At 68.1% G+C, this 22,877-nt stretch carries 23 protein-coding genes; 12 read left to right on the top strand and 11 right to left on the bottom strand.

The features are described 5' to 3' along the window. Window positions 1–112 precede the first annotated feature (112 nt). A complete protein-coding gene (acs, locus tag AOZ06_RS01775) occupies window positions 113–2,086 on the top strand; it encodes an acetate--CoA ligase (protein WP_054296348.1) in 1,974 nt (657 codons plus the stop codon). A gap of 34 nt (window positions 2,087–2,120) precedes the next feature. Here the strand turns inward: acs and AOZ06_RS61875 are convergent, their stop codons facing one another. The 3 genes from AOZ06_RS61875 to AOZ06_RS01765 all read right to left on the bottom strand — a co-directional run bounded on the left by AOZ06_RS61875 (window position 2,121) and on the right by AOZ06_RS01765 (window position 3,874). Continuing rightward, complete coding sequence (locus tag AOZ06_RS61875; RefSeq protein WP_083471447.1) at window positions 2,121–2,513, bottom strand: helix-turn-helix domain-containing protein; 393 nt, start codon at window positions 2,511–2,513, stop codon at window positions 2,121–2,123. Window positions 2,514–2,630: 117 nt separating this feature from the next. Beyond that, window positions 2,631–3,089, bottom strand: a complete 459-nt coding sequence (locus AOZ06_RS01770) for an OsmC family protein (RefSeq protein ID WP_054287797.1) — start codon at window positions 3,087–3,089, stop codon at window positions 2,631–2,633. Further along, window positions 3,089–3,874: a carbon-nitrogen hydrolase family protein gene (locus AOZ06_RS01765; protein ID WP_054287796.1), complete on the bottom strand. Its 786-nt coding sequence runs from the start codon at window positions 3,872–3,874 to the stop codon at window positions 3,089–3,091. The genes AOZ06_RS01770 and AOZ06_RS01765 overlap by 1 nt, the downstream gene beginning before the upstream one ends. Window positions 3,875–3,935: 61 nt before the next feature. Here AOZ06_RS01765 and AOZ06_RS01760 point away from each other — a divergent pair, with 61 nt between their 5' ends. Next, window positions 3,936–4,559, top strand: a complete 624-nt coding sequence (locus tag AOZ06_RS01760; RefSeq protein ID WP_054287795.1) for a GntR family transcriptional regulator — start codon at window positions 3,936–3,938, stop codon at window positions 4,557–4,559. Here AOZ06_RS01760 and AOZ06_RS01755 read toward each other — a convergent pair. Next, entirely contained in the window at window positions 4,549–5,829 is a 1,281-nt protein-coding gene (locus tag AOZ06_RS01755; RefSeq protein WP_054287794.1) for an MFS transporter, read from the bottom strand. The genes AOZ06_RS01760 and AOZ06_RS01755 overlap by 11 nt on opposite strands. Before the next feature lie 65 nt (window positions 5,830–5,894). Between AOZ06_RS01755 and AOZ06_RS01750 the strand changes: the two genes are divergently transcribed. From AOZ06_RS01750 to AOZ06_RS01735, 4 genes are all read left to right on the top strand, one after another. Beyond that, window positions 5,895–6,578, top strand: coding sequence for a DUF2848 domain-containing protein (locus AOZ06_RS01750; protein WP_054287793.1), 684 nt, complete (start codon window positions 5,895–5,897; stop codon window positions 6,576–6,578). Window positions 6,579–6,651: 73 nt separating this feature from the next. Beyond that, window positions 6,652–7,812, top strand: coding sequence for a Na+/H+ antiporter NhaA (gene nhaA / locus AOZ06_RS01745; RefSeq protein WP_054287792.1), 1,161 nt, complete (start codon window positions 6,652–6,654; stop codon window positions 7,810–7,812). A gap of 24 nt (window positions 7,813–7,836) precedes the next feature. After that, complete coding sequence (locus tag AOZ06_RS01740; protein ID WP_083471446.1) at window positions 7,837–8,319, top strand: phage holin family protein; 483 nt, start codon at window positions 7,837–7,839, stop codon at window positions 8,317–8,319. Next, on the top strand, window positions 8,303–9,244 hold the full coding sequence (locus tag AOZ06_RS01735; protein WP_054287791.1) for an alpha/beta fold hydrolase: 942 nt from the start codon (window positions 8,303–8,305) through the stop codon (window positions 9,242–9,244). Before AOZ06_RS01740 ends, AOZ06_RS01735 begins: the two co-directional genes overlap by 17 nt. Here the strand turns inward: AOZ06_RS01735 and AOZ06_RS01730 are convergent. Genes AOZ06_RS01730 through nth form a run of 4 tightly spaced genes read right to left on the bottom strand, consistent with a single transcriptional unit; the run spans window position 9,241 to window position 12,418 of the window. Next, window positions 9,241–10,425 (bottom strand): MarP family serine protease, encoded by a 1,185-nt coding sequence (locus AOZ06_RS01730; RefSeq protein ID WP_054287790.1) that lies wholly within the window; start codon window positions 10,423–10,425, stop codon window positions 9,241–9,243. The genes AOZ06_RS01735 and AOZ06_RS01730 overlap by 4 nt on opposite strands. Window positions 10,426–10,428: 3 nt before the next feature. After that, entirely contained in the window at window positions 10,429–11,109 is a 681-nt protein-coding gene (locus tag AOZ06_RS01725) for an NUDIX hydrolase (protein WP_054287789.1), read from the bottom strand. Then, on the bottom strand, window positions 11,106–11,669 hold the full coding sequence (locus AOZ06_RS01720; protein WP_054287788.1) for a TlpA family protein disulfide reductase: 564 nt from the start codon (window positions 11,667–11,669) through the stop codon (window positions 11,106–11,108). Before AOZ06_RS01720 ends, AOZ06_RS01725 begins: the two co-directional genes overlap by 4 nt. Beyond that, window positions 11,666–12,418 carry an endonuclease III gene (nth, locus tag AOZ06_RS01715; protein ID WP_054287787.1) on the bottom strand — a complete coding sequence of 251 codons (753 nt, stop codon included), beginning with the start codon at window positions 12,416–12,418 and terminating at the stop codon, window positions 11,666–11,668. Before nth ends, AOZ06_RS01720 begins: the two co-directional genes overlap by 4 nt. 128 nt (window positions 12,419–12,546) lie before the next feature. On the opposite strand from nth, the gene AOZ06_RS01710 reads away from it, so the two are divergent. The 4 genes from AOZ06_RS01710 to AOZ06_RS01695 all read left to right on the top strand — a co-directional run bounded on the left by AOZ06_RS01710 (window position 12,547) and on the right by AOZ06_RS01695 (window position 17,288). Further along, complete coding sequence (locus AOZ06_RS01710; protein ID WP_054296346.1) at window positions 12,547–12,795, top strand: hypothetical protein; 249 nt, start codon at window positions 12,547–12,549, stop codon at window positions 12,793–12,795. Between the two features lie 118 nt (window positions 12,796–12,913). Beyond that, entirely contained in the window at window positions 12,914–13,588 is a 675-nt protein-coding gene (locus tag AOZ06_RS01705; protein WP_033389944.1) for a Crp/Fnr family transcriptional regulator, read from the top strand. Window positions 13,589–15,102: 1,514 nt separating this feature from the next. After that, entirely contained in the window at window positions 15,103–16,341 is a 1,239-nt protein-coding gene (locus tag AOZ06_RS01700) for an MFS transporter (RefSeq protein WP_054287786.1), read from the top strand. A gap of 8 nt (window positions 16,342–16,349) precedes the next feature. Beyond that, window positions 16,350–17,288 carry a nucleoside hydrolase gene (locus AOZ06_RS01695; RefSeq protein WP_054287785.1) on the top strand — a complete coding sequence of 313 codons (939 nt, stop codon included), beginning with the start codon at window positions 16,350–16,352 and terminating at the stop codon, window positions 17,286–17,288. Here AOZ06_RS01695 and AOZ06_RS01690 read toward each other — a convergent pair. After that, on the bottom strand, window positions 17,285–18,643 hold the full coding sequence (locus tag AOZ06_RS01690; protein ID WP_054287784.1) for a CehA/McbA family metallohydrolase: 1,359 nt from the start codon (window positions 18,641–18,643) through the stop codon (window positions 17,285–17,287). The two genes, AOZ06_RS01695 and AOZ06_RS01690, sit on opposite strands and share 4 nt — an antisense overlap. Window positions 18,644–18,703: 60 nt before the next feature. Here AOZ06_RS01690 and dnaN point away from each other — a divergent pair, with 60 nt between their 5' ends. Beyond that, the gene (gene dnaN / locus AOZ06_RS01685; protein ID WP_054287783.1) at window positions 18,704–19,801 is read left to right on the top strand and encodes a DNA polymerase III subunit beta; all 1,098 of its coding nucleotides are present in this window, start codon (window positions 18,704–18,706) and stop codon (window positions 19,799–19,801) included. Between the two features lie 77 nt (window positions 19,802–19,878). Here dnaN and AOZ06_RS01680 read toward each other — a convergent pair whose 3' ends face one another. Together AOZ06_RS01680 and AOZ06_RS01675 are read right to left on the bottom strand one after the other, a co-directional pair. Continuing rightward, window positions 19,879–20,655, bottom strand: coding sequence for an MBL fold metallo-hydrolase (locus AOZ06_RS01680; RefSeq protein ID WP_157233729.1), 777 nt, complete (start codon window positions 20,653–20,655; stop codon window positions 19,879–19,881). A 23-nt stretch (window positions 20,656–20,678) separates the two neighbouring features. Then, a complete protein-coding gene (locus AOZ06_RS01675) occupies window positions 20,679–21,524 on the bottom strand; it encodes an NUDIX hydrolase (RefSeq protein WP_054296344.1) in 846 nt (281 codons plus the stop codon). Window positions 21,525–21,613: 89 nt separating this feature from the next. On the opposite strand from AOZ06_RS01675, the gene AOZ06_RS01670 reads away from it, so the two are divergent. Further along, window positions 21,614–22,507: a Gfo/Idh/MocA family protein gene (locus AOZ06_RS01670; RefSeq protein ID WP_054287782.1), complete on the top strand. Its 894-nt coding sequence runs from the start codon at window positions 21,614–21,616 to the stop codon at window positions 22,505–22,507. The last annotated feature ends 370 nt before the right edge of the window (window positions 22,508–22,877 follow it).

Below are 22,877 nucleotides of genomic sequence, written 5' to 3'. Positions count from 1 at the left end.
CCAATCCGGCAGAATGGTCTGGACCTATTGGAGTCCCGCTCTGTTAATGCGCCGCGTGTCGCACTACGGTCACTGCCATCACGAGTCATCGCTTTTCGAGGAGGTCACACGGATGACCGAGCAGTCCCAGGGCCCCGCGCTGGACAACCTGCTCACCGAGAGCAGGACCTTCCCGCCGTCCGACGAGTTCGCCGCCGCCGCCAACGCGGGCCCGGACCTGTACGCGGCAGCCGACGCCGACCGGGAGGCCTTCTGGGCCACGCAGGCGGAGCGACTGCACTGGGACACCAAGTGGGACCAGGTCCTCGACTGGAGCGACGCACCCTTCGCGAAGTGGTTCGTCGGCGGCAAGCTCAACGTCGCCTACAACTGCGTCGACAGGCACGTCGAGTCCGGCCACGGTGAGCAGGTCGCCATCCACTGGGAGGGCGAGCCGGGCGACACCCGGACGATCACGTACAACGACCTGCTCACGCAGGTCAGCAAGACCGCGAACGCGCTGACGGAACTCGGCCTGCAGGCGGGCGACCGCGTCGCCATCTACATGCCGATGGTCCCCGAGGCGATCTTCTCGATGCTCGCCTGCGCCCGGCTCGGCCTGACCCACAGCGTGGTGTTCGGCGGCTTCTCCGCCGAAGCGCTGCGGTCCAGGATCGACGACGCCTCGGCCAAGCTCGTCATCACGACCGACGGCCAGTACCGCCGCGGCAAGCCGGCCGCGCTCAAGCCAGCCGTGGACGAGGCCGTCGCGCAGACGCCGACCATCGAGCACGTCCTCGTGGTCAAGCGCACCGACACCGAGGTCGAGTGGACAGAGGGTCGTGACATCTGGTGGAACGACCTGGTGGACAAGCAGTCCGGCCAGCACACGCCGGAGGCGTTCGACTCGGAGCACCCGCTGTACATCCTGTACACCAGCGGGACGACAGGGAAGCCGAAGGGCATCCTGCACACCTCGGGCGGCTACCTCACGCAGGCCTCGTACACGCACCACAACGTGTTCGACCTCAAGCCGGACACCGACGTCTACTGGTGCACAGCGGACATCGGCTGGGTAACCGGACACAGCTACATCTTGTACGGGCCGTTGTCCAACCGCGTGACGCAGGTGGTCTACGAGGGCACGCCGAACACCCCGCACGAGGGCCGCCACTGGGAGATCGTGCAGAAGTACAAGGTCTCCATCTACTACACCGCGCCGACCTTGATCCGCACGTTCATGAAGTGGGGCAAGGACATCCCGGCCAAGTACGACCTGTCGTCGCTGCGCGTGCTCGGCAGCGTCGGCGAGCCGATCAACCCGGAGGCGTGGATCTGGTACCGGGAGAACGTCGGCGCGGGACAGGCGCCGATCGTGGACACCTGGTGGCAGACGGAGACCGGCGCGATCATGATCTCGCCGCTGCCCGGCGTCACCGCGACCAAGCCGGGTTCGGCGCAGCGCGCGCTGCCTGGTGTCTCGGCGAAGGTCGTCGACGACCAGGGCAACGAGGTCCCGCACGGCGGTGGCGGCTACCTGGTGCTCGACAAGCCGTGGCCGTCGATGCTGCGTGGCATCTGGGGCGACAACGAGCGCTACCGCGACACGTACTGGTCCCGTTTCGCCGAGCAGGGCTTCTACTTCGCCGGTGACGGCGCCAAGTACGACAACGACGGCGACATCTGGCTGCTCGGCCGGGTCGACGACGTGATGAACGTGTCCGGGCACCGGATCTCCACGACTGAGGTGGAGTCCGCGCTGGTGTCACACCCGACCGTGGCCGAGGCCGCGGTGGTCGGCGCGACCGACCCGACCACCGGCCAGGGCATCGTCGCGTTCGTCATCCTGCGCGGTGACGCGGTCGACGGCGGCGAGGACGCGATCAAGGCGTTGCGCGACCACGTGGCCAAGGAGATCGGCCCGATCGCCAAGCCACGTCAGGTGATGGTCGTACCGGAGCTGCCGAAGACGCGGTCCGGCAAGATCATGCGCCGCTTGCTGCGTGACGTGGCGGAGAACCGTTCGATCGGTGACGTGACCACGCTCGCCGACTCGTCGGTGATGGACCTGATCTCCCAGGGCCTCAACAAGGGCAGCGAGGACTGATCCCCTGGTCAACCCTCGTGAGTGTTTGGTCCGGTTAGAACCGGCTTTTCCACTCACGAGGGTTGATCTGCGGGTTGACCAGTCGGTGAGTGCACTGGCGTCGGCTTCGCAACTTGCCAGGACACTCAACTCGTCTGGCACGCCTGGCAACGGGCGGGACCACCAGCCGGTTCGTCGATGGACTTGGCACGCGCACTATCGCGTCGCGTTGGGCAGCGGGCACTCGGTAGACCGCGAGGATGCTCGCGACGTCCTCTGCGCTGATGTGGCGCCTGCCGTTCTCGATCCGGCTCATCGTCGCCGGTGACCAGCCGAGCAACTCAGCCGCTTGTTCCAGTGACAGCCCGGTACGCTGGGCGCGGATCGACTTGAGCTGAGCACCTATGGCCCGATCTCTCGCCTGCGGCTGTTTCCGAATTCCCGACACGGTGACTCCACTTTTCCCCGCTGTGCGAGCACAAGCGGTTGGTGCGCAAGGGGGCCAGCGTGCCGCGAGTCATCGGAACCCGTCACTTGGAGTTCTGGAATATCAGACCATCAGCGGTTACCGAGCAGTGACTTCGGGTTCGTGTTTCACCGGGAAGTTCACCGACCGCGCGATGAAACACATCTCGTGCGCTTTAGTGTGCAGTTCTCGCGCGGTGTCGAGCGAACCGCCGCTGATCACGATCTTCGGCCGCAGCACGACTTCGGAGAACTGACCCGCGCCGTTCTTCTCCATCTCCATCCGGCCGACCGCGTCATCCACATAGGACTCCACGATCACGCCCGATGTCGCGCACAGGTGCAGGTACCAGAGCATGTGACAGTCCGACAGCGCCGCGACCAGGAACTGTTCCGGGTTCCAGCGCGCCGGGTCACCGCGGAACGCCGGGTCGGAGGTCGCCTCGATGTCCGGCCTGCCGTCCGCCGAGACCGTGTGGTCGCGGCTGAAGTCGCGGTAGCCGGACGTTCCGGTTCCTTTGTTGCCGGTCCAGGTGATGGTCACCGGGTATTCGTGCATCAGAACTTCCTGTTCGCCAGTACTGGAACGATCCTGCGGGCCTCCGCCACCTCTGCCGTGTCGATGTCGACGGTGAGCAGGCCGGGTTCCGCGCCGAGCTGGCCGCGGACCTCGCCGAGCGGTGACACCACTGTGCTGTAACCGATGCCGGTCGGGGCCTTGCCCGACGGCTCCTGCCCGATCGTCACGGGATCAGCCTGTCCACACGCGACTATCCACGTCGTGCTGTCCAGGGCCCTCGCACGGGCGAGCAGTTCCCACTGCTCGCGCTTGCCGGGGCCCGACCCCCATGACGCGGGAACGATCGTGATCGACGCGCCCTCGTCGGCGAGGCGTTGGAACAGGCCGGGGAAGCGGATGTCGTAACAGGTCGCGAAACCGATCGTCACCTCGTCCACTTCGGACACCACGATGCGCTCGCCCGGCGCGACCGTCGCCGACTCGGCGAACCCGAACGCGTCGAACAAGTGGATCTTGTCGTAGTACGTGTCGACACCACGACCTGTGATCAGCAGCGTGTTGGTGACCCTGCCGTCCGGGCTCGGCGTGAACATGCCCGCCACGATCAGCACGCCCGCCTGCTCGGCGATCGCGCGGACCTCGGTCGCCCACGGGCCGTCGAGCGGCTGCGCGATCGGGCCGAGCGGGATGCCGAACCGGGCCATGGTCGCCTCAGGGAACACCACCACCGACGCGTCGGCCACTTGCCCGACCGTGGTCCTGATGTGGTCGAGATTCCGCTCCGGATCGGTGTCCGCGGCGAACTGGCTCATCGCTACTCGCATCACGCATCACCTCGCACGGGTTTACCATAGCTCGTATACAACGTGTATGTAAGGAGTATTCATGCGCCTATCCGGCCGGGAGCGGGCGTACGACTTCGTCAAGAACCAGCTGCTCACCGACCCGCAGGTGCAGGGCACGTTCATCAACGAGCAGGTCGTGGCCGACCAGCTCGGCGTGTCGCGGACGCCCATCCGCGAGGCGCTGCTCATGCTCGCCGCGCAGCAGCTCGTCGAGCTCGTGCCCAAGCGCGGTGCGTACGTCGCGCCGATGTCCGGCCGGGAGCTCACCGAGCTGGTCGAGGCCCGCGGCGTGATCGAACGGCACGCCGCCGCGTTCGCGCACCACGAGGGGCCGGTCGCCGAGATGCGCGACGCGCTCGCCGCCCAGCACCTGCTGCGCTCGGCCGGGCAGGCCAGGGAGTTCATCGAGGCCGACACCCGGTTCCACGACGCGCTGGTGCGCTCGACCGGCAACGACATCCTGACCAAGACGTACGAAGGTCTGCGCGATCGGCAGAACCGGGCGGGCCGGATCGCGCTCGCCAACGTGCCCGGCCGCCAGGACGGCGTGCTCACCGAGCACTCCGCCATCCTCGCGGCCCTCGTCGAGCAGGACGTCGAGCGCGCACGGCAGGCCATCGACGTCCACCTGCGGGAAACGCTGCGGATCCAGCTCATGAGCTGACCGGGTCACGCCCGAGCGCCAGCCCGATCACCGTGACCACCGACGTCAGCACGATGTACCCGGCGATCGCGGGCCAGCTGCCCGTCCACGACAGCAACGCCGTGAACAGCAGCGGTGCCACCGCGCCGCCGATCACCCCGGCCAGCGTGTACGCCATCGAGCTGCCGGTGTAGCGCAGCCGCTCGGAGAACTGCTCGGTCACGAACGCCGCTTGTGGGCCGTACATCGCCGAGTGCAGCACCAGCGCGACGACCACGCCGAGGATCAGCAGGCCGACCGAGCCGCCGGAGATCATCGGGAAGAAGATCCACGGCCACACCGCGGCACCGATCGTGGCCACCAGGTAGAGCTTGCGCCGGTTGACCCGGTCGGACAGCGCGCCGAACGCCGGGATCAGCACGAGCTGCAACGCGGAGGAGATCAGCACGGCGGCCATGGCCCAGCCGCGTGAGACGTTCAGCTCACGCGTGGCGTAGGTCAGCACGAAAACCGTGAACAGCGCGTAGTGGACATCCGGGCAGACGCGGGCGAAGACGCCGGCGAGCAGGCCGCGCCGCTCGTCGCGGAAGACCTCGCTGATCGGCGCGCTCGGCCGGGCGCCCTTGGCCTCGATCGCCTTGAAGACCGGGGTTTCCTCGAGCCGGACGCGGATCCACAGCCCGAACGCGATCAGCACGGCCGAGAGCAGGAACGCCAGCCGCCAGCCCCAGCCGATGAACTCCTCCTCGGTCAGCAGCGCGCCGAGCAGCGCCAGGACCCCGTTGGCCATCAGGTTCCCGGCAGGCGGGCCGATCTGCGCCGCCGACGCCCAGAACCCGCGTTTGGCCTGGTCACCGAACTCGCTGGAGAGCAGCACCGCGCCGCCCCACTCGCCGCCGATACCCACGCCTTGGGCGAACCGCAACAGCACCAACAAAATTGCGGCGGTACTGCCGATTGTGGCGTAAGTTGGCAGCACTCCGATGAGGAACGTGGCAGTACCGGTCAGCACGAGGGTGATCACCAGGACTCGTTTGCGGCCGATCACGTCGCCGAGTCGGCCGAACACGAATCCGCCGAGCGGCCGGGCCACGTACCCGACCGCGTAAGTCGAGAACGCGAGCATCGTGCTGGCAAGAGGGTCATTGCCAGGGAAGAACAGCGGGCCGAAGATCGTCGCGGACGCCACGGAGTACGCAGCGAAGTCGTACCACTCCAACGAGGTGCCCGACAGGCTCGCGGTGAACGCGCGCCACAACGAGCGCCGGTCGGCAACTGTCGCAGAAGTCATGTCGCGCCTCCGGGAAGTTGTGGCATATCGTATGTATACAAGTCGTATACGCCAAGCATTCGGAGGTGCCGGTGCTGCACTTCAGCCTGCCTGACGGGCACCGGGTGGCCGTCGAGGTCCGCGCACTGCTCAACGCCGGGTTCGCCGGCCGCAGCCAGGACCACGTGGCCGAGCACGTCGCCGAACTCGTCGCGATGGGCATCCCGGCACCGACGAAGACGCCGTGCCTGTACCCGATCGCCCCGTTCCTGGCGTTGCAGTCCGGCGAGGTGTACGCCCAGCACAGCCGTACGTCCGGCGAAGCCGAATGGGCGCTCGTGATCACACGTGACGAAGTGCTGCTCACCGTCGCCTGCGACCACACCGACCGCGACCTCGAAGTGCACGGCGTCGCGTGGAGCAAACAGGCCGCGCCGGACATGCTCGGCCGCCAGGCGTGGCGGCTGGCCGACGTGGCCGACCGGACCGACGACCTGACGCTGACCGCGTGGGTGCGGTCGTCGGGCGAATGGACCGAGATCCAGTCGGGCACGTGCGCGGAATTACTCCCGCCGGAGTACTGGATCGACGTCTTGCACGCGCAGAAGCTGCACGCGCCGGGCACGGTCCTGCTTTCCGGCACCATTCCGATGAAGAAGGGCGTCGACCAGTTCGCCGACGCGTGGCGCGTGGAACTGGGCGACCCGCTCACCGGGCGCACCATCTCGACCGAATACCACGTCCGGCGCCTGCCGGATCCGATCGCATGAGTTAAGATCCCGTAAGGGAGCGCCGGGAAGCCTGGTCGGCAGCCAATCAGTGCTGTCGATTTTCAGGAGAGTCATGCGGCGCGTTCATGTCAGCGACTTCGCCAGGTACCTGCGGACCGAGACGGTCGGCGGGATCATCCTGCTCTGCGCGACAGCGGTCGCGCTGTTGCTGGCCAACTCCCCCGCCCGCGGCGTCTACCAGGCGGTTCGCGACTTCCACATCTGGGAGCTCTCGGTCGGCGACTGGGCCAAGGACGGCCTGCTCGCCGTGTTCTTCTTCGTCGCGGGCCTCGAGCTCAAACGCGAGCTCGTCGTGGGTGAGCTGTCCAAGTTCAAGGCCGCGATCCTGCCGGTGATCGGCGCGATCGGCGGCATGGTCGTCCCGATCGGAATCGCGCTCGCCGTCGGCTGGGGCGCGCCGGGAATCGAACAGGCGTGGGCCATTCCCGCGGCCACCGATATCGCCTTCGCGCTCGGTGTGCTGAGCATCACCGCTTCCGGGTTGCCGAGCAGCGCGCGTGTTTTCCTGCTCAGCCTCGCTGTCGTCGACGACCTCGGCGCGATCCTGATCATCGCGGTCCTGTTCACCGCGAAATTCAACCTGCTCGCCGCGGCGGCCGCGATCGTCCTGTGCGCGTTGTACGCCTATCTGCAGCACAGACGAATCCGGTCCCCGTGGCTGTACGTGCCGATCGCGCTCGGCACCTGGTTCGCCGTGCACGAGTCAGGCGTGCACGCCACCGTCGCGGGAGTCGCGCTCGGCCTGCTGACACGCGTCCGCAGGGACCCCTACGAGCGGAAATCGCCCGCGGTCCGGCTGGAACACCGGCTGCAACCGTGGTCGGCAGGGCTCGCCGTGCCCGTGTTCGCGCTGTTCGCGGCCGGTGTGCCGGTCTCGCCCAGCGCGCTCGGCCAGATGGCCGACGACCGGGTCGCGGTCGCCGTGATCGCCGGACTGCTGATCGGCAAGCTGCTCGGGATCTTCGGCGCCGCGTTCGCCGCGGTCCGCTTCAAGGTCGCCGTGCTGCCCAACGACCTCGGCTGGCGCGACATGGCGGCGGTGTCGATGCTCGGCGGTGTCGGGTTCACCGTCAGCCTCCTGATCGCCGATCTCGCGCTCGACGCGGACGCGGCGCAACGCGTCAAGGCCGCGGTCCTGATCGCGTCCGCGGCGGCGTCGTTGCTGGCTGCGGCGATGTTGGTGCGGCGCAGCCGGGCACACCGGGCCTCGTGACCACCCACGTGGCACGATGACCAGGTGACGAGTGCGCAGCAGAACGACCGTGCAGGCTCGGGACTGCCACAGGTCCCGTCGATCCCGTTGACCGAGGACCGGATCGGTCTGCCTCCTGGCGACCAGTCGATCGGGGCCCTGGTCAAGGACGCCACCACGCATCTGTCCACACTGGTCCGGGCCGAGATCGAACTCGCCAAGATCGAGATCTCCCGTGACGTCAAACGAGCTGTGCGAGGCAGCATCTTCTTCATCCTCGCCCTCGTGGTGCTGATGTTCAGCCTGTACTTCCCGTTCATCGCGCTGGCCGAGGGGCTGGCCGAGATCGGCCTGCAGCGCTGGGCGGGCTTCCTGATCACCTGGGCGGTGATGCTGCTGGTCGTCGGGCTGCTCGGATTCCTCGGCTACCGCAAGGTGCGGGGCATCAAGGGTCCGAAGAAGACGATCCAGTCGGCACAGGAGACGTTGGCCGCGCTCAAGCGCGACAGCGATGAGTCACCTTCCTGATCCGGCCACGGTCCGCGTCGACGGTCCATGGGCGCACCGCGACGTCCACGCCAACGGGATCAGGCTGCACGTCAGCGAGACCGGCGAGGGCCCGCTCGCGCTGATGCTGCACGGCTTCGGCGAGTTCTGGTGGAGCTGGCGGCACCAGCTCACCGCGCTGAGCGACGCCGGATTCCGCGCGGTCGCCGTCGACCTGCGCGGATACGGCGACTCGGACAAGCCCCCGCGCGGCTACGACGCCTGGACGCTCGCCGGTGACGTCGGCGGGCTGATCAAAGCGCTCGGCGAACGGAAAGCGCACGTCATCGGGCACGGCTGGGGCGGCATGCTGGCCTGGTCGGCGGCGGCGCTGCACCCCAGGCTGGTGCACTCGGTCGTCGCGATCGGCGCCGCGCACCCCCTCGCGCTGCGCCGCCAGATCCGCCGGACCGCGCTGCGCCGCAAAGCGAACAACCAGGCACGCGCAGTCGGAACGGTGTTTCGCGGCCAGATCCCGATGTACCCGGAACGCAAACTGGTCAAGGACGACGCGATCGCGCTCGAACACCTGATGCGCCGGTGGGCAGGGCCTCAATGGGCCGGGAGCGCGGACTTCACCGCGGCCGTCGAACGCTACAAACAAGCGATCCGGATCCGTGGCGTCGCGTTCTCCGCGATGGAGTACTACCGGTGGGCCGTGCGGTCCCAGATCCGCAGCGACGGCCGCCGCTTCAGCGAAGCGCTCGACAAGACGATCCCCGTCCCGTCACTGCGCGTCCACGGGGCCGACGACCCCCTGATCCTCCCGGCCACGGCGAAGGCGTCACAGCGTTGGCTCGAGAAGGACGCGCCTTTGCACGTGCTCGCCGGCATCGGGCACTACCCGCACGAGGAAGCGCCTGACAGCGTCAACAAAACCCTCAAGTCCTGGCTGTCGAACTTCTAGGCCGCGCAAGCCCCTGTGTCCACCCGGCGGCTCAGCCTCGGCGCCTGCTGCACCTCGTCGGAAACCTCCTTGGCGGTCAGCACGAAGCCGGTCTCGTCGTCGTCCACCGCGGCGCCGAACACGACACCGACCACCTGGCCGTTCGGGTCGACGAGCGGGCCACCGGAGTTACCGCTCTGCACCTTCGCGCGCACGGTGAACACGTCCCTGGTGACCGTGTTGGCGTCGTAGATGTCCGGGCCGCGCAGGTTGATCCGCTCCCTGACCCGCGCGGCCGAAGCCGTGTACGGACCGTCCAGCGGATAACCGAGCACGATCGTGGAATCCCCCTTGTTGGCGTCCTGCGGCGCGAACGGCAACGGCCTCGCCCGCAGATCCGGCACGGACAGGATCGCCACGTCCACCGACGGGTCGTAGAGCACGACACGGGCGTCGAGCTGGCCACCCTCGGTCTCCACCGACACCTGGTCGGTACCGGCGACCACGTGCGCGTTGGTCATCACGCGCTCCGGCGAGATCACGAAACCGGTGCCCTCCAGGGCACGCGAACAGGACTGCGCGCGGGCGTGGATCTTGAGCACGCTCGGCCGGACACGCTGGACCACCGGGCTGGACTGCAGCGCAGGGTCCGGCGGGCCGGTGTCCACGAGCGGGGTCTGCGAGAACGGCCCCATCACGTTGGGGAAACCGGAATCGTCGAGCAGCTTCTTCACGCCGTTGGGAAGCTTCTCGGCGCCCGGCGGCATGATGTCGTCGACGCCGCCGAGCACGACGGAGCCCCTGATCGCGTTGGCCAGACCGGGCAGCCCGGTGACCGTCGTCAACGGCACCGCGATGATCCACGCGACCACGAACACGACAACACCCTGCACGAGCGCGCCGAGGATGCTCTCGACCGGCGTGAGGTTGGGCGTCTTCATCTTGCGCCGCAAGGTTCTGCCGACCCACACCCCGGCTGTCTCACCCAGAGCGACCAGGAACACCACGATCGCGATGAAGAACGCGGCCCGGGTGGCGAAGTTGGTGAAGTTCTCCACGACGAGCGGGGCGACGATCGCGCCGAGCACCAGACCGGCGAACACGCCGAGAAGAGCGGGCAGAGCGATCACCACGCCCTGTCGCGCACCGGAAATCGCGGCCAGCACGACAAGCGCCAGCACCAGCACGTCGACCCAGTTCAAGCTTCACTCCTCTGGACGGCTTGACCGCCACGCTACGTCAAGTTCCCGCACATCGGTCGTGTCCCACGGCACTTCCCACCCGCCGATGGCCAGCACGACCGTCAGCAGCCCCGCGGTGAACCCCCAGACGAGCATCCCGGGCGCGGAGAAGGCGGGCCCGGTGAAGCCGGAGGGGTGGCGGACCATGAACCGGTTCGCCGGGTCCGCGAGGTGATCAAGGGGGATGCGGGCCACGGCGGCGGTCTCCGCCAAGTCGACCGCCCGCACGGGAGACGGCGTCTGCCAGTGCGCGACGACCGGCGTGACGAGAAACTTCGAAACCGGCACATACAACTCGGGCATAACGGCGACCGGCCGGACACCGCTGGGCAGGACACCGGTCTCCTCGACCGCCTCACGCATCGCCGTGCCGACCGGGAAGTCGTCGCCCTCGTCGACCTTGCCGCCGGGGAACGCGACCTGACCGGGATGCGAACCCAGGTCGTCCGAGCGCCGGGTCAGCAGCACATCCGGGCCGTTGGGGCCTTCACCGAGCAGGATCAACACGGCCGCGGGCCGTGCGATGACGTGGTCCGGCGGGGCGAGCCTGCGGAACATCTCCGCGTCCAGCTCACCGGTCGCGCCGACGAGCTTGGCCATCCAGTTCGGGACGTCGGCCGGGTCGACGAGCGGGCCGTGCGTCATCGGCCCACCGCCTTGCGTACATCCGCCACAGACTTGAAGACGGGCGGGTCGTTGACGAGGTTCACTTCGCCTTGCGCATTGATGAGATAGGACGACGGCATCCGCGGCGGGCGCAGCGCCTTCCACAGCGACTCGTCCTTGTCGAACAGCGCGGGCAGACGCACGTCCAAATCCCTCAGCAACGCGGTGCTGGCCGCCTGGTCGCTCTGCACGGCCAGCGTTACGACCGGGATCGCGCCCGGCTCGGCGGCGTACGCCGACAACACGGGCAATTCCTCGCGGCAGGGGGCGCACCACGTGCCCCAGACGTTCACCAGCACCGGCCCGGCAAACGCTTGCGCGACGTCCGTGACACCGCCGTCAGCCAGGCAGACCGCCTTGAGGCCCTGCATGGTCTCGACCGCCACGCCCTGGCGCGAACACGTCGGCAGGTTCGTCTTGATCGGCTGCGGAGACGGCGCGACAGCCTGCGGCGTGTCGTCACCCCGCGGCCACACCGCGACCGCACCAGCGACGACCAGGACCAGAGCGACGATCGCCCACCGGACCCGGACGCTCAACCGGCGGCCTTGCGCTTGGGCTTACCCGCCTGTTCCGCCAAGGCGAGCAGGTGCTCGGCCTCCACGCCCTTGACGAGCTTGGCGGCCTCCTCGAACCCGGTGGGCCCGGCCCCGTACGACGGGCAGTCCTTGGCCAGCAGACATGCGCCACACGCCGGTTTACGGGCGTGGCAGACGCGCCTGCCGTGGAAGATGATCCAGTGCGACGCCATCGTCCAGTCCTTGGGCGGCAACAACGCGCCAACCGCGTACTCGACCTTGACCGGGTCCTCCTCCGCAGTCCACTCCCACCGGCGCACGAGCCTGCCGAAGTGCGTGTCCACGGTCAGACCGGGCACGTCGAAGGCGTTCCCGAGGACGACGTTGGCGGTCTTGCGGCCGACACCGGGCAGCGTGACGAGCTGCTCCATGGTGTCCGGCACCTCGCCGTCGAACCGCTCGACCAGCGCGGCACCGAGGCCGATCAGAGCCGCGGCCTTGTTGCGGTAGAAACCGGTCGGCCGGACCATCTCCTCCATCTCGGTCCGGTCGGCACTCGCGTAGTCGGCGGCTGTCCGGTACTTCGCGAACAACGCCGGCGTGGTCAGGTTGACCCGGACATCGGTGGTCTGCGCGGACAGCACGACCGCGACGATCAGCTCAAGCGGGTTGGTGAAGTCGAGCTCGGCACGCGCGTCCGGATATGCCTCGGACAGCGAGCGCATCATCCGCCTGGCTCGTCGGACCAACCCCGTCGCCGGTTTGACCATCTGCCCGGGGGGCTGCTTGGTGGCGGGAGGCACGGGACTAGCCTACGGGCCGCCGAACAACGTCAACCGACCCCAGACGTCTTAGTCGATGTGCCCCCGACGCACAGCAAGCGAGGATCAAACTGATGGTGGCTGTCTGGTTCGTGTTCGTGGTGCCGCTCGTGATCATGCTGTTCGCCCTGTTCATGGAGCGCGTGGAGACACGGCTGCGCAACGGCGCCGTGCGAGAGGACGAGGTCACCCAGCTGCTCGAGGACGTCCGGCCGGACGAAGTCCGCGCACTCCAGGTCAGCGGCATCGGCCGCGCGCTCGAGCTCTTCCGCCTGCGCCGCCGGGGCGGACGCGCCGCGCGGACGAGGCAGCGCGTGCGCATGTGACTACTTACCGGTAGCGTGCGGCGTGCCCGGTAAGTACATCCGGGTGAACGTCCTACACTGCAGGTAGTGAAGACGGCGACGGTGTCTGGTTCGCCGTGTCTCGACAGGAGGGACGAGCGTGGACGAGACCCTGGCCAGGGCAGGCATCTTCCAGGGGGTTGAGCCAGCGGCAGCCGAGGCGCTCAGCCAGACGCTCGAGAACGTTGAGTTCCCCCGAGGTCATGTCATCTTCGCCGAGGGTGAGCCGGGCGACCGGCTGTACATCATCCTGTCCGGCAAAGTGAAGCTCGGCCGCAAGTCGCCGGACGGGCGGGAGAACCTGCTCGGCATCTTCGGGCCGTCGGACATGTTCGGCGAACTCTCGATCTTCGACCCGGGCCCGCGCACATCGACAGCGACGACCGTGACCGAAGTCCGAGCCGTGACGATGGGCCGCCCGGAACTGCGGCAGTGGATCGCGACCCGCCCGGAGATCGCGGAGCAGCTGCTGCGCGTGGTCGCCCGCAGGCTGCGCAGGACAAACGGCATGCTCGCCGACCTGATCTTCACCGACGTGCCCGGCCGCGTGGCGAAAGCCCTGCTCCAGCTGGCACAGCGGTTCGGCAGCCAGGAAGCGGGACTGCTGCGAGTCACACACGACCTGACGCAGGAAGAGATCGCCCAGTACGTCGGCGCATCCCGCGAAACCGTCAACAAGGCTCTCGCCGACTTCGCGCACCGCGGCTGGCTGCGGCTCGAAGGCAAGAGCGTGCTCATCCTCGACCCGGAGCGCCTCGCCCGCCGGGCTCGGTAACTCGTCCACTGTGCCCCGGGGCTTTGCCGCTCCGGGGCACAGTCGTGTCCGGGTTCGTCTCCTTGCTCGTCACGGTGCCGTTGCTTTCGCCTTGACCTGCCGGTCTCCGGCGGTCTCGTGTCGCCCTGCGGTCGCCTCGCCATACGCACTTGCTTGTTCTGCGTACTGGGTTCACCATGCCGCCCGGGCCTTGCCCTGCGTTCCGCGCCGTACCTCCGCGCGGCGCCCACAGTGCACTCACCTCACCTGCGACGGCACCCGCCTCGGCCTGCGATCGCCGCTCCACCCTGCGCCCGCTTGGCCCTCCGGTCGCCCCGCGATTCGATCGCCGTGCTCACTCGCCTCTCCGTGTGCCGTCGCCTTCGCCAGTGAACACCGCATCGCCAACCCTGCGAATGCCGCCTTGCGATTGATCGCTGTGCTCACTCGCCGTGTACTGCAAGCGCCGCCCGCCTTGTCCTGCGATCGTCGTTCCGCCTTGATTCGGCTGCGGTCCTCCGCATGGGTGATCTTCGAATCGCGGGTTCATCGGTGCACTCGTTTGTCCACAACCCGTCAGTAGCCCCTTTGACCAGGCCTTATCCCTTGTAGACTGGAGCAGGGACGCCCCCCGGGTTGGGTGGGGGACTGTTTGTATGGGTGTTAGGCGGGTTTCGAAGTTGGCTTGTTTGGTGGGTGGGTTTCGTGTTCTCGGGGTGAAAGACAAGGACGGTCCCTCGCCGGGTGGCAGACCTCTGGGCAGGAGGCACTCGGTCGGTTTTCTTTTGGCGCGTGCTTGGGATCTTGGGGTGTTTTTGGGCGTGGGTGCTCCTGCCCGTCGGCCTGCCCGGAGGGAACCAAGGCTTGTCAAGAGGTCCATTTGGCTTTTGTTGTTTGTTGCTCTGCGTAGGCGGACCTTCTGACAGTCCGTGGTTGGCTTTGCCCAGGCCGACGGGCAGGAGCAACCCCGAAGGCCACCTTTGCGCTTGCGCGCGAGCCGCTTTGGGGTTATTTGTCGCTTATGTCGGACGGGGCAACTCCTGCGCGCGTGCAGCCCTCGAGGGCAGATGAGAGCTCAATGCCATCAACTTGAGCCGGCTTGCTGCTCTCGCGCCTGGCACACGCGGCCGTGAAGTTCCTGGCAGGGACGTTGGGCACACAAAGGGCCGGGCGCTGCCCCCGACGCAGCGCACCGGCCCTTTGCATCGCGCGAGCCATCCCCCGACGGCTCGCGCTCCCCGCCCTCCGGGCGTCATGGCCCCGACCCTTCCGCCGGAGGGAGCTTTCACACCGCCCCGGAGTACCCGGTGCTTGGCGGTGAAATCCACCATCGCCCGAGGGACCCCCGCGGCTCAAGTCTTTTCACTCTGAAGGGACCCGGATGAGTCGTATTCGTTGTGCACGCCTGCTCAGAATTCACTTTCTGTTACGGAAACGTGATCAATCTGGGCTCGGCTGCATCAAATGGGCGATGGTGAGCAAACACACCGTCAGCTAGTGGTACCGGCGTACCATTCCATCGCATACTGGTACGTGTGTCCCACAACGTCTCTCTCGCTGACTACCGGGCCGCTCTGACCACTCCTGGCGCGCGCGGTCCGATGATCGCTGCCGTGTTCGCCCGCCTGCCGATCGCCATGGTCGGTTTCTCCATGCTCTTCTACGTCCAGCGGTCCACCGGTTCGTACGCCACTGCTGGCCTGGTGTCCGCTGGTGCGCTGGTTGGTGCCGCTATCGGTTCTGTGGTGCAGGGGCGGGTCATGGACCGTCTTGGGCCAAGTCGTCCGCTGCGGGTTACGGCCAGTGCGTTCGCTGTCTTCGTCACCATCGCGGTCATTGCCATCGAGTCTCACGCGAGCACCCCTGCCCTCCTTGCGTTCGCTTTCTTGGTTGGCTTGACGCAGCCGACCGTCGGCTCCGCGTCGAGGACGCTGTGGTCACGTTTGCTTCCCGCTGGTAGTACGCGTCAGGCCGCGTACAACTACGACGCCATCAGCATCGAGGTGTTCTTCATCCTCGGCCCTGGTTTGGCTGGGTTGCTCGCCGCGTTGCCGTGGGCGGGGACCGCTGTGCTTGTCAGCGCGAGCACGCAGACGATGGGCGCGTTCTGGTTCGCGCTCACCGGGACTGTCCGTGAGCAACGGCCGTTGGTGCAGACGGGGTCGAGCTTGCTCGGTCCGCTTGTCAGCCCGGGTATGCGTACGGTCATCCTCGCGGTCATGGGCTTCGGTGTGGTGATCGGCTTCGCCGAGGTGGCGGTTCCGGCTGCGGCGACCGCCGCTGGGCAGCAGGCCATGGGTGGTCTTCTGCTGAGCTTGTGGTCCATCAGCTCGGTGATCTTCGGTGTGTTGTACGGGATGCGTCCGTGGCCGCGGCAGATGCACCTGCGCCTGCCTGTGTTGCTCACCGGGTTCGCGCTGCTCATCACATTGTCGGCCATCCCGTCGTCGCTGTTCTGGCTCGGTGCGACGCTTCTGGTGGCGGGCACCATGATCACGCCGCAGTCGACGGCGCATTCGACCGCGCTCGAACAGGTCGCACCGCCGAACACGATGACCGAGGCGTTCGGCTGGATCATCACCGCGGTCACGCTCGGTCTCGCGCTCGGCCAGTCCGTCAGCGGTTACCTGGTCGAACACGTCAGCGTGTCGTCGGCGTTCCTCGCGGCGGCCGTCGCGGGTTTGATCTTCGCGGGACTGGTGTTCGTGTTCCGTGGCACGATCGCCGCAGGCGTGCCCGGCAGGAAAGCGGATCACGCACTCGCCAGTTACTAGGGAGAACGATGCGGCGGTTGATCATCGACACGGACCCGGGCGTTGACGACGCCTTCGCCATCGCGCTGGCAGCGCGGCACCCGGACGTCGACCTGCTCGCGCTGACCACGGTCGCGGGCAACATCGGCATCGAGCACACGACCCGCAACGCCTTGAACCTTCTGGCGTTGTGCGGCCGTGAGGACGTTCCCGTCGCCGTAGGTGCGCATCGGCCGTTCTCCCGGGCGGTACGCGGCGACGACGCCCACGGCAACGACGGCCTGGGCGGTCATGCGCACAACTTCGGCACGTCGTCCGCGAATCTCGACCCGCGTGACGCCGTGACGTTACTGGTCGACCTGCTCACCGCGGCCGAGGAGCCGGTCACGATCGTCCCCATCGGGCCGCTGACCAACATCGCGCTCCTGCTCGCCGCGCACCCGGGGATCAAGCCCAAGATCGAACGACTGGTGGTCATGGGCGGCGGTATCAACGGCGGCAACATCACACCGTCCGCCGAGTTCAACTTCTGGGTCGACCCCGAGGCTGCCCGGCGGGTCCTGGTCGAGGAGGACGTGCCGGTCACACTCGTCCCGCTGGACATCACCATGCGGGTCGCGGTCGGCGACGACTGGCTGGCCGAACTCGCCGCGGCCAACGACGTCGGCCGTGAGCTGACCGCGATGACACCGGGCTACCGGGCGTTCTACAAGAAGGACACCGGCAAGGACGACCTGATCGTCCACGACGCGATCGCGGTCGCCGAGGCGATCAGGCCGGGCATCCTGCGGACCACGCCGATGATGCTCGACGTCGACTGCACCGACGGGCCGGGCAGTGGCGCGACGATCGCCGATGTCCGCAACAAGGTCGACCCGCCGAACGGCCGCGTCGTCGATGTCGCCCTGGACGCCGACATCGAGGGGTTGCGCTCGTACATCCTCGACGAACTGTCCAGCCGGTACTAGCGGAAGAAGATCGGGTTCGTCAGCGCGACCATGGTGTCGCGTGTCGTGGGGGTGGGCTGTTCCCGGCGGATCTCGACGCGAACCCATTTGCTGTAACGGCTTTGCGTGGTCCACGAGACCGTCGCACCCTCGGCTGGGACGTAACCGCCCCACTGGGGACCGTGGTGGTCCAGGATCCGGATGTGCGTGTCGGGTGCGCCGCTTGCCTTGACCTCGATGGCGATCGGCGTGCCCGGCTCGGTCGGCAGCCGCTCTCCTACCCCCGCGGTCTGCCCGTCGACTGTCGCGGTGAAATCCAGCTGCACGGCCGACGACTCGGCGATCCAATTGCGCCCCTTGGCAAATCCTTGCATCAGCTGCGGGCCGGTCAACCCGTCGGCGAGAACGACGTTGTGCGGCAAGCCGATCGTGTCGTGGTGCATGTGTGAGTCGCTGTTGCCGACGGCCGGGATCCACCTGTCCGCCCGCAAAAGACCGTCCCATGCGATGACCGTGGCCTCGTCGTCGAGCGTCCAGGTTCCGTTCCACACTTCGACCAGGTCCGCGCGTTCGTAACCGAACTCCCATGTGCAGCCGATGCACGGGCCGAACGGGTGCGCGGCGACGACCAGCCCGCCGCACTCGTGCACCTCGTCGACGAACTTCTCCAGCTCACGCGGATCGCGGTAGCGCCAGTCGATCCACTTGCCCGCCGGGAGGTTCCAGGCCGGCCAGTGACCGGCCCGCGTGGTCACCTCCTCCCCGTTGAGGATCAACAGGTCCTCGGTCGCGTGGTCACCCCACTGCAGATGTGCGCTCGTCGTGTTGTGCTCGGTGGAGACGATGAAATCCAGGCCGGCCGCGCGGGCGTCCGCCACCAGTTCCCCGGGTGTGCGGCGGCCGTCCGAGTAGACCGTGTGCATGTGCCCGTCGCCTCTGTACCAGGCTCGGCCGCGGTCGGCTGCCGGTGCTGTCGCCGGGGCGGGGTTCGGCTGGAACGCGGGGCCGTCGGGTCCGAATCGGACAGTCACGTCGACTTCGAAGTCCATGCCCTGCGGGCAGATCGTGTACGGGGCGAGGACGATCTGCCACTCGCCGGGGTCGATCCGGCCGGGCAGGTAGCCGGGCGTGGCCTCGGTCGCGTTGATCGTGAACGCGTCCCGCGCACCGCCCGACCAGCCGCGGAACCGCTCGCCCGGCCCGAAGACGCCGATGTCCAGCGCGTTGCCCCGGACGCCGAACGGGACGTCCGGCCGGTCGTAGCGGTAGCGGACCTCGATCTCCCGCGCGCCTTGCGGCACGTCGACCGGCAGGTAGTGCCAGTCCGGAGCGCCCGGGTCGAAACTGCCCCTGATGGTCGAGGTCAGATCATCCATATCCCGCAACCTACCTGCGAAAACCCGAAACTGTCGGACAGGGGCGCTACGGTGCGGAGCATGGACCTGACAGCCACCACCACAGACCTGGCCAACGCGGCCGCCGAGGCAGTCCGCCTGCTGCCCGGCCGGACGCTTGACCCTGTGCTCGCCGGGCTGCTGCTGACCGCGTCGGAGGACTCCGTCGTCCTCGCGGGCAGCGACCGGGAACGCGCCGTCCGGCTGTCCTGTTCAGCCGCCGTGCACACGCCGGGTCGCGTGCTTGTGCCGGCCAAACCGCTTGCCGAGACGTTGCGGGCCTTGGACGTTCCCATGGTCCGTATCGCGGTGGAGGGCGCCCGGCTGGCGGTGCGAACGCCCACCGCGCGCTTCGCGTTGCCGCTTCTCGACGCGGATCTGCACCCGGGCGTACCGACCGCGCCGCCGCTGGCGGGCAAGGTCGATGGCGGGCAGTTCGTGTCCGCGTTGGGCACGGTCGCCGCGACTGCATCCCGTGATGAGGCATTACCGCTGTTCACCGGCGTCCGGGTCAGGGCGGACGGGGATCGGTTGGTGCTGGCCGCGACGGACCGGTACCGCATGGCCGTGGCTTCCCTGCCGTGGATCCCGGTCTCGCCGGACCTCGACGCCTTGATCCCGGCGACGCTGCTGGCCGAGGTCGCCAAGCAGGCGCGCGGTCAGGTGGCGCTGCATTCGGACGCCAACCGCGTCGGCGTGGCGTGGGACAACTCGGTGGTCACCACGGCGCTGCTGGATGGCTCGTTCCTGAGCGAGAGCAAGCTCGTGCTGTCCGCCGTGGACACGCATGTGGAGTTGGACGCGGATGCGCTGCTCGCCGCCGTGCGCCGGGTCGCGCTCTACGCCGACAGTCGTGGCGTGCTCAAGCTGGAGGTCGGGGACAACGAGATCCGGCTGCGCAGCGCCGACCAGCAGGCCGGTGAAGCGGAGGAAAACATCAAGGCGGACGTGTCCGACGGCCGGACGTCACCGTCGTTCCAGTCCAGATTCCTGATCGACGCGTTGAAGCCGTTCTCCGGTGGCCGGGTCCGCCTGGCCATCCAGCCCGGGATGCGGGCGACCGTCTTCAGCTCACCGGACCCCGAGGTGGTGATGGACCTGCGATACATGGTCGCGCCAATGCGTCCGCCCGCCACCTGAGGGGTACTGGATCCGAAACTGAATATCTGCCGACGTCGCGCCGCCCGCTCGGGGATGGCGGTGCGGCGCGACGCCGGTCAGCCGCCGCCAGTTCCCGTGCCGCCGCGCAGGTAGTCCAGCTGGGCGCGGACCGACCACTCGGCCGGTCCCCACAGGGACTCGTCCACATCCGCGTACACGACTTCCACGACCGCGCGGGGTGTGGCGTCCTCGCCGAGCTGGCGCAGCGCGAGGCGGACCTGGTCGAGCCGCTGCTCGCGATGCGTTAGGTACTCGCTGGCAACCGAGGCGAGGTCGGGGAGCTCCGCGCCGTGGCCGGGCAGCGCGATGACACCGGGGATGGTCTGGAGCAGCCGGAGCGTGTCCAGGTAGTGGCCCAGTGACGAGATCACGGTCGTACCGCGGCCGAGGATCGAGTCGCCGGTCAGCACGGCGTCACCGAGCTGCAGGCAGATCGAGTCGTCGGTGTGGCCGGGGGTGTGCAGGACGGTCATCTCCAGCCCGGACGCGGTGACGACGTCGCCGTGCGCCAACGCTTCGGCGTCGCGGCACAGCGTGCGGTCGAATGCGCGGATGGGGGCGCCGGTGCGTTCGGCGAGCCACGCTGCGCCTTCGACGTGGTCGGGGTGGTGGTGGGTGACCAGGATCAGGGACACCGGTCCGCAGTCCGCGACCCTGGTCAGGTGCGGGACGTCCTCGTAGCCGGGGTCGACCACGACGCAGTCCTCGGCGCCCGGGCCGCGCAGGATCCAGGTGTTCGTGCCGTCGAGCGTCATGTTGCCGGGGTTTTCCTCGAGCATCACCGATGCGGTCGGCGTGACCTCTCGCAGCACGCCGTACGCCGGATGCACCACGCTCACGGGTCCTCCCTCGCTTCTCAGCCCAGCGTGTCGTCTGGTCGTGCGTCCAGGTGGCCGACGGCTCGGTCGTACGCCGGGTCGCCGGGCAGGACCGGCCGCAGGACGCGGCCTTCCCTGATCACCTTGGGGATGATCTTGCTGATCGTCCGGTCGGCCGCCATCGCGGCGGCCACCGTCCGCTCTTCGCCGAGCTCGGTGAGCGTCATCCAGGTCGGCGGCAGCAACGCGCGCTCGCCCGCCTTCCACATGTCGATCGCCTGCGCGGGGCGGCGCCACTCGGCGTGGTCGGCCTCGGAGGTCGACCCGTCCGCGCGCTGGCCTTCCGGGAGCGCGGCGATGAAGAACTTGGTGTCGTAGCGCCGCGGCTCTTCAGCGGGCGTGACCCAGTTCGCCCACGGCCGCAGCAGGTCCGCGCGCAACACGAGCCGTGCGTCCGCCAGGAACTGCGCGAACGAGAACTCGCGATCCACCAGGGATTTCCGCGCGGGCGCGTACGGCGCCGTGTCGGAAACGACGCTGTCCTCGTCCGGCCCGGCCAGCAGCACGCCGGATTCTTCGAACGTCTCCCGCACTGCCGCGCACACAAGCGCCCTCGCCAACGGCACAGTGCAGGCGAACTTCTCCGCCCACCACTCCGGTTTCGGCCCGGTCCACGCGATGTCCGCGTCCGCGTCGCGTTTGTCGACGCCGCCACCAGGAAAAACGCTCATGCCGCCAGCGAATGCCATCCCCAGCACGCGGCGCAGCAGGAATGCCTCGATGCCTGCCGCGGTGTCGCGCAACAACACCACTGTCGCCGCGTCTTTCGGCGTCACCGGCGGGTCAGGAAACGTGTCCGGAACCATCGATTCCGGCAGAACCATCTCCTTCGGCAGTTCACGCACGCTTGCGAGCCTACGACCGGGACCGGCCTCAAGTCCCGTGACCCAGATCACCGGTCGATACTGGGCACGTGGACGAACAAGTGCGGGTTGGCCTGATCGGTGCCGGACAGTGGGCGGAGCGCGCGCACGCGCCAGGCCTGGCGAACCACCCCGGGGTGCACCTGACCTCGGTCTGGGCGCGCCGACGTGAAGCAGCCGACGCGATCGCCAACACCTACTGCATCGAGGCGGCCGCGTCGCCCGCCGACCTGTTCGACCAGGTCGACGCCGTCGCCTTCGCGGTCCCGCCCGCGGTGCAGGCCGAACTGGCCCTCGAAGCGGTCAAGGCGGGCAAGCACGTGATCCTGGAGAAACCAGTGGCCGCGACCGTCGACGAAGCCGAACGCCTGGCAGGCGCGATCGCCGACGCGGGAGTCGTCTCACTGGTGTCGCTGGTCCGCCGGTTCGCCCAGGAAACCAGGGACTGGCTGGCCGACCTGCACGAAACAGGTGGCTGGGTAGGCGGCAACGCGCAGTGGCTGTCAGGCGCGCTGCTCTCCCCCGACTACGCCGACTCCGCCTGGCGCCACGAAAGCGGCGCGCTGATGGACATCGGGCCGCACGTGATCGACCTGATGGACGCCGCCCTCGGCAAGGTGACCGACGTCGTCGGCGCCACCCGGGGCGAGCGCGACCTGTGGCACTTCATCCTGGCCCACGAAACCGGCGCGACGAGCACGATCACCATCTCGCTGAAGATGCCCCTGCGCCCGACCGTCGTCGACTTCAGCGCGTACGGCGACAACGGCTACCGCACCCTCCCCGGCCGCGAAACCCCATCAGACCAAGCCTTCACGATCCTCCTCGACGACTTCGTCGCCATGGTCCACAGCAGCACGACGACCCACCCGTGCGACGCCCAGCGAGGCCTCCACCTGCAACGCGTCATCGACGCCATCACCAAGGCAACCGACAAGAGCTAGGCCAACGACTTCCTGGGCCAGGAAGAGCGCATTCTGATCCCGACTCGCGGCCGGGATGTCACCGCGACCGATCGCCGCCGAGCTGGGTAACCAGCAGAGGTCGTCAAGGCAATCCGGCAACAACAAAGATCGCCGTGTTCACGCCAAAGCCCCAGAACAGTCCCCACCCAACCCGGGGGGCGTCCCTGCTCCAGTCTATCGGGGTTGGGGCTGGTCAAGGGGATTACTGGTCGGTTGTGGACAGGCGGATTTGCCGGCGGGATCATCGGCTCGGGAACGCCTGGATGGTGCTTGCGCAGCGGTGTGGACGAGACACCGTGCCCTGGTGACAGCAAACTCCCCGCGGGCTGCGTGGCCTGCGGGGAGTTCG

This window comes from Kibdelosporangium phytohabitans, from assembly GCF_001302585.1.
Lineage (GTDB): Bacteria > Actinomycetota > Actinomycetes > Mycobacteriales > Pseudonocardiaceae > Kibdelosporangium > Kibdelosporangium phytohabitans.
This window is presented reverse-complemented; position numbering and strand designations above follow the sequence as displayed.

Bases quoted from the DNA above. Each gene is read 5' to 3' on its own strand.
- acs (WP_054296348.1), top strand. From the start codon at position 113: ATGACCGAGCAGTCCCAGGGCCCCGCGCTGGACAACCTGCTCACCGAG.
- AOZ06_RS01770 (WP_054287797.1), bottom strand. From the start codon at position 3,089: ATGCACGAATACCCGGTGACCATCACCTGGACCGGCAACAAAGGAACC.
- AOZ06_RS01765 (WP_054287796.1), bottom strand. From the start codon at position 3,874: ATGCGAGTAGCGATGAGCCAGTTCGCCGCGGACACCGATCCGGAGCGG.
- AOZ06_RS01760 (WP_054287795.1), top strand. From the start codon at position 3,936: ATGCGCCTATCCGGCCGGGAGCGGGCGTACGACTTCGTCAAGAACCAG.
- AOZ06_RS01755 (WP_054287794.1), bottom strand. From the start codon at position 5,829: ATGACTTCTGCGACAGTTGCCGACCGGCGCTCGTTGTGGCGCGCGTTC.
- nhaA (WP_054287792.1), top strand. From the start codon at position 6,652: ATGCGGCGCGTTCATGTCAGCGACTTCGCCAGGTACCTGCGGACCGAG.
- AOZ06_RS01735 (WP_054287791.1), top strand. From the start codon at position 8,303: ATGAGTCACCTTCCTGATCCGGCCACGGTCCGCGTCGACGGTCCATGG.
- AOZ06_RS01725 (WP_054287789.1), bottom strand. From the start codon at position 11,109: ATGACGCACGGCCCGCTCGTCGACCCGGCCGACGTCCCGAACTGGATG.
- nth (WP_054287787.1), bottom strand. From the start codon at position 12,418: ATGGTCAAACCGGCGACGGGGTTGGTCCGACGAGCCAGGCGGATGATG.
- AOZ06_RS01695 (WP_054287785.1), top strand. From the start codon at position 16,350: ATGCGGCGGTTGATCATCGACACGGACCCGGGCGTTGACGACGCCTTC.
- AOZ06_RS01690 (WP_054287784.1), bottom strand. From the start codon at position 18,643: ATGGATGATCTGACCTCGACCATCAGGGGCAGTTTCGACCCGGGCGCT.
- dnaN (WP_054287783.1), top strand. From the start codon at position 18,704: ATGGACCTGACAGCCACCACCACAGACCTGGCCAACGCGGCCGCCGAG.
- AOZ06_RS01675 (WP_054296344.1), bottom strand. From the start codon at position 21,524: ATGGTTCTGCCGGAATCGATGGTTCCGGACACGTTTCCTGACCCGCCG.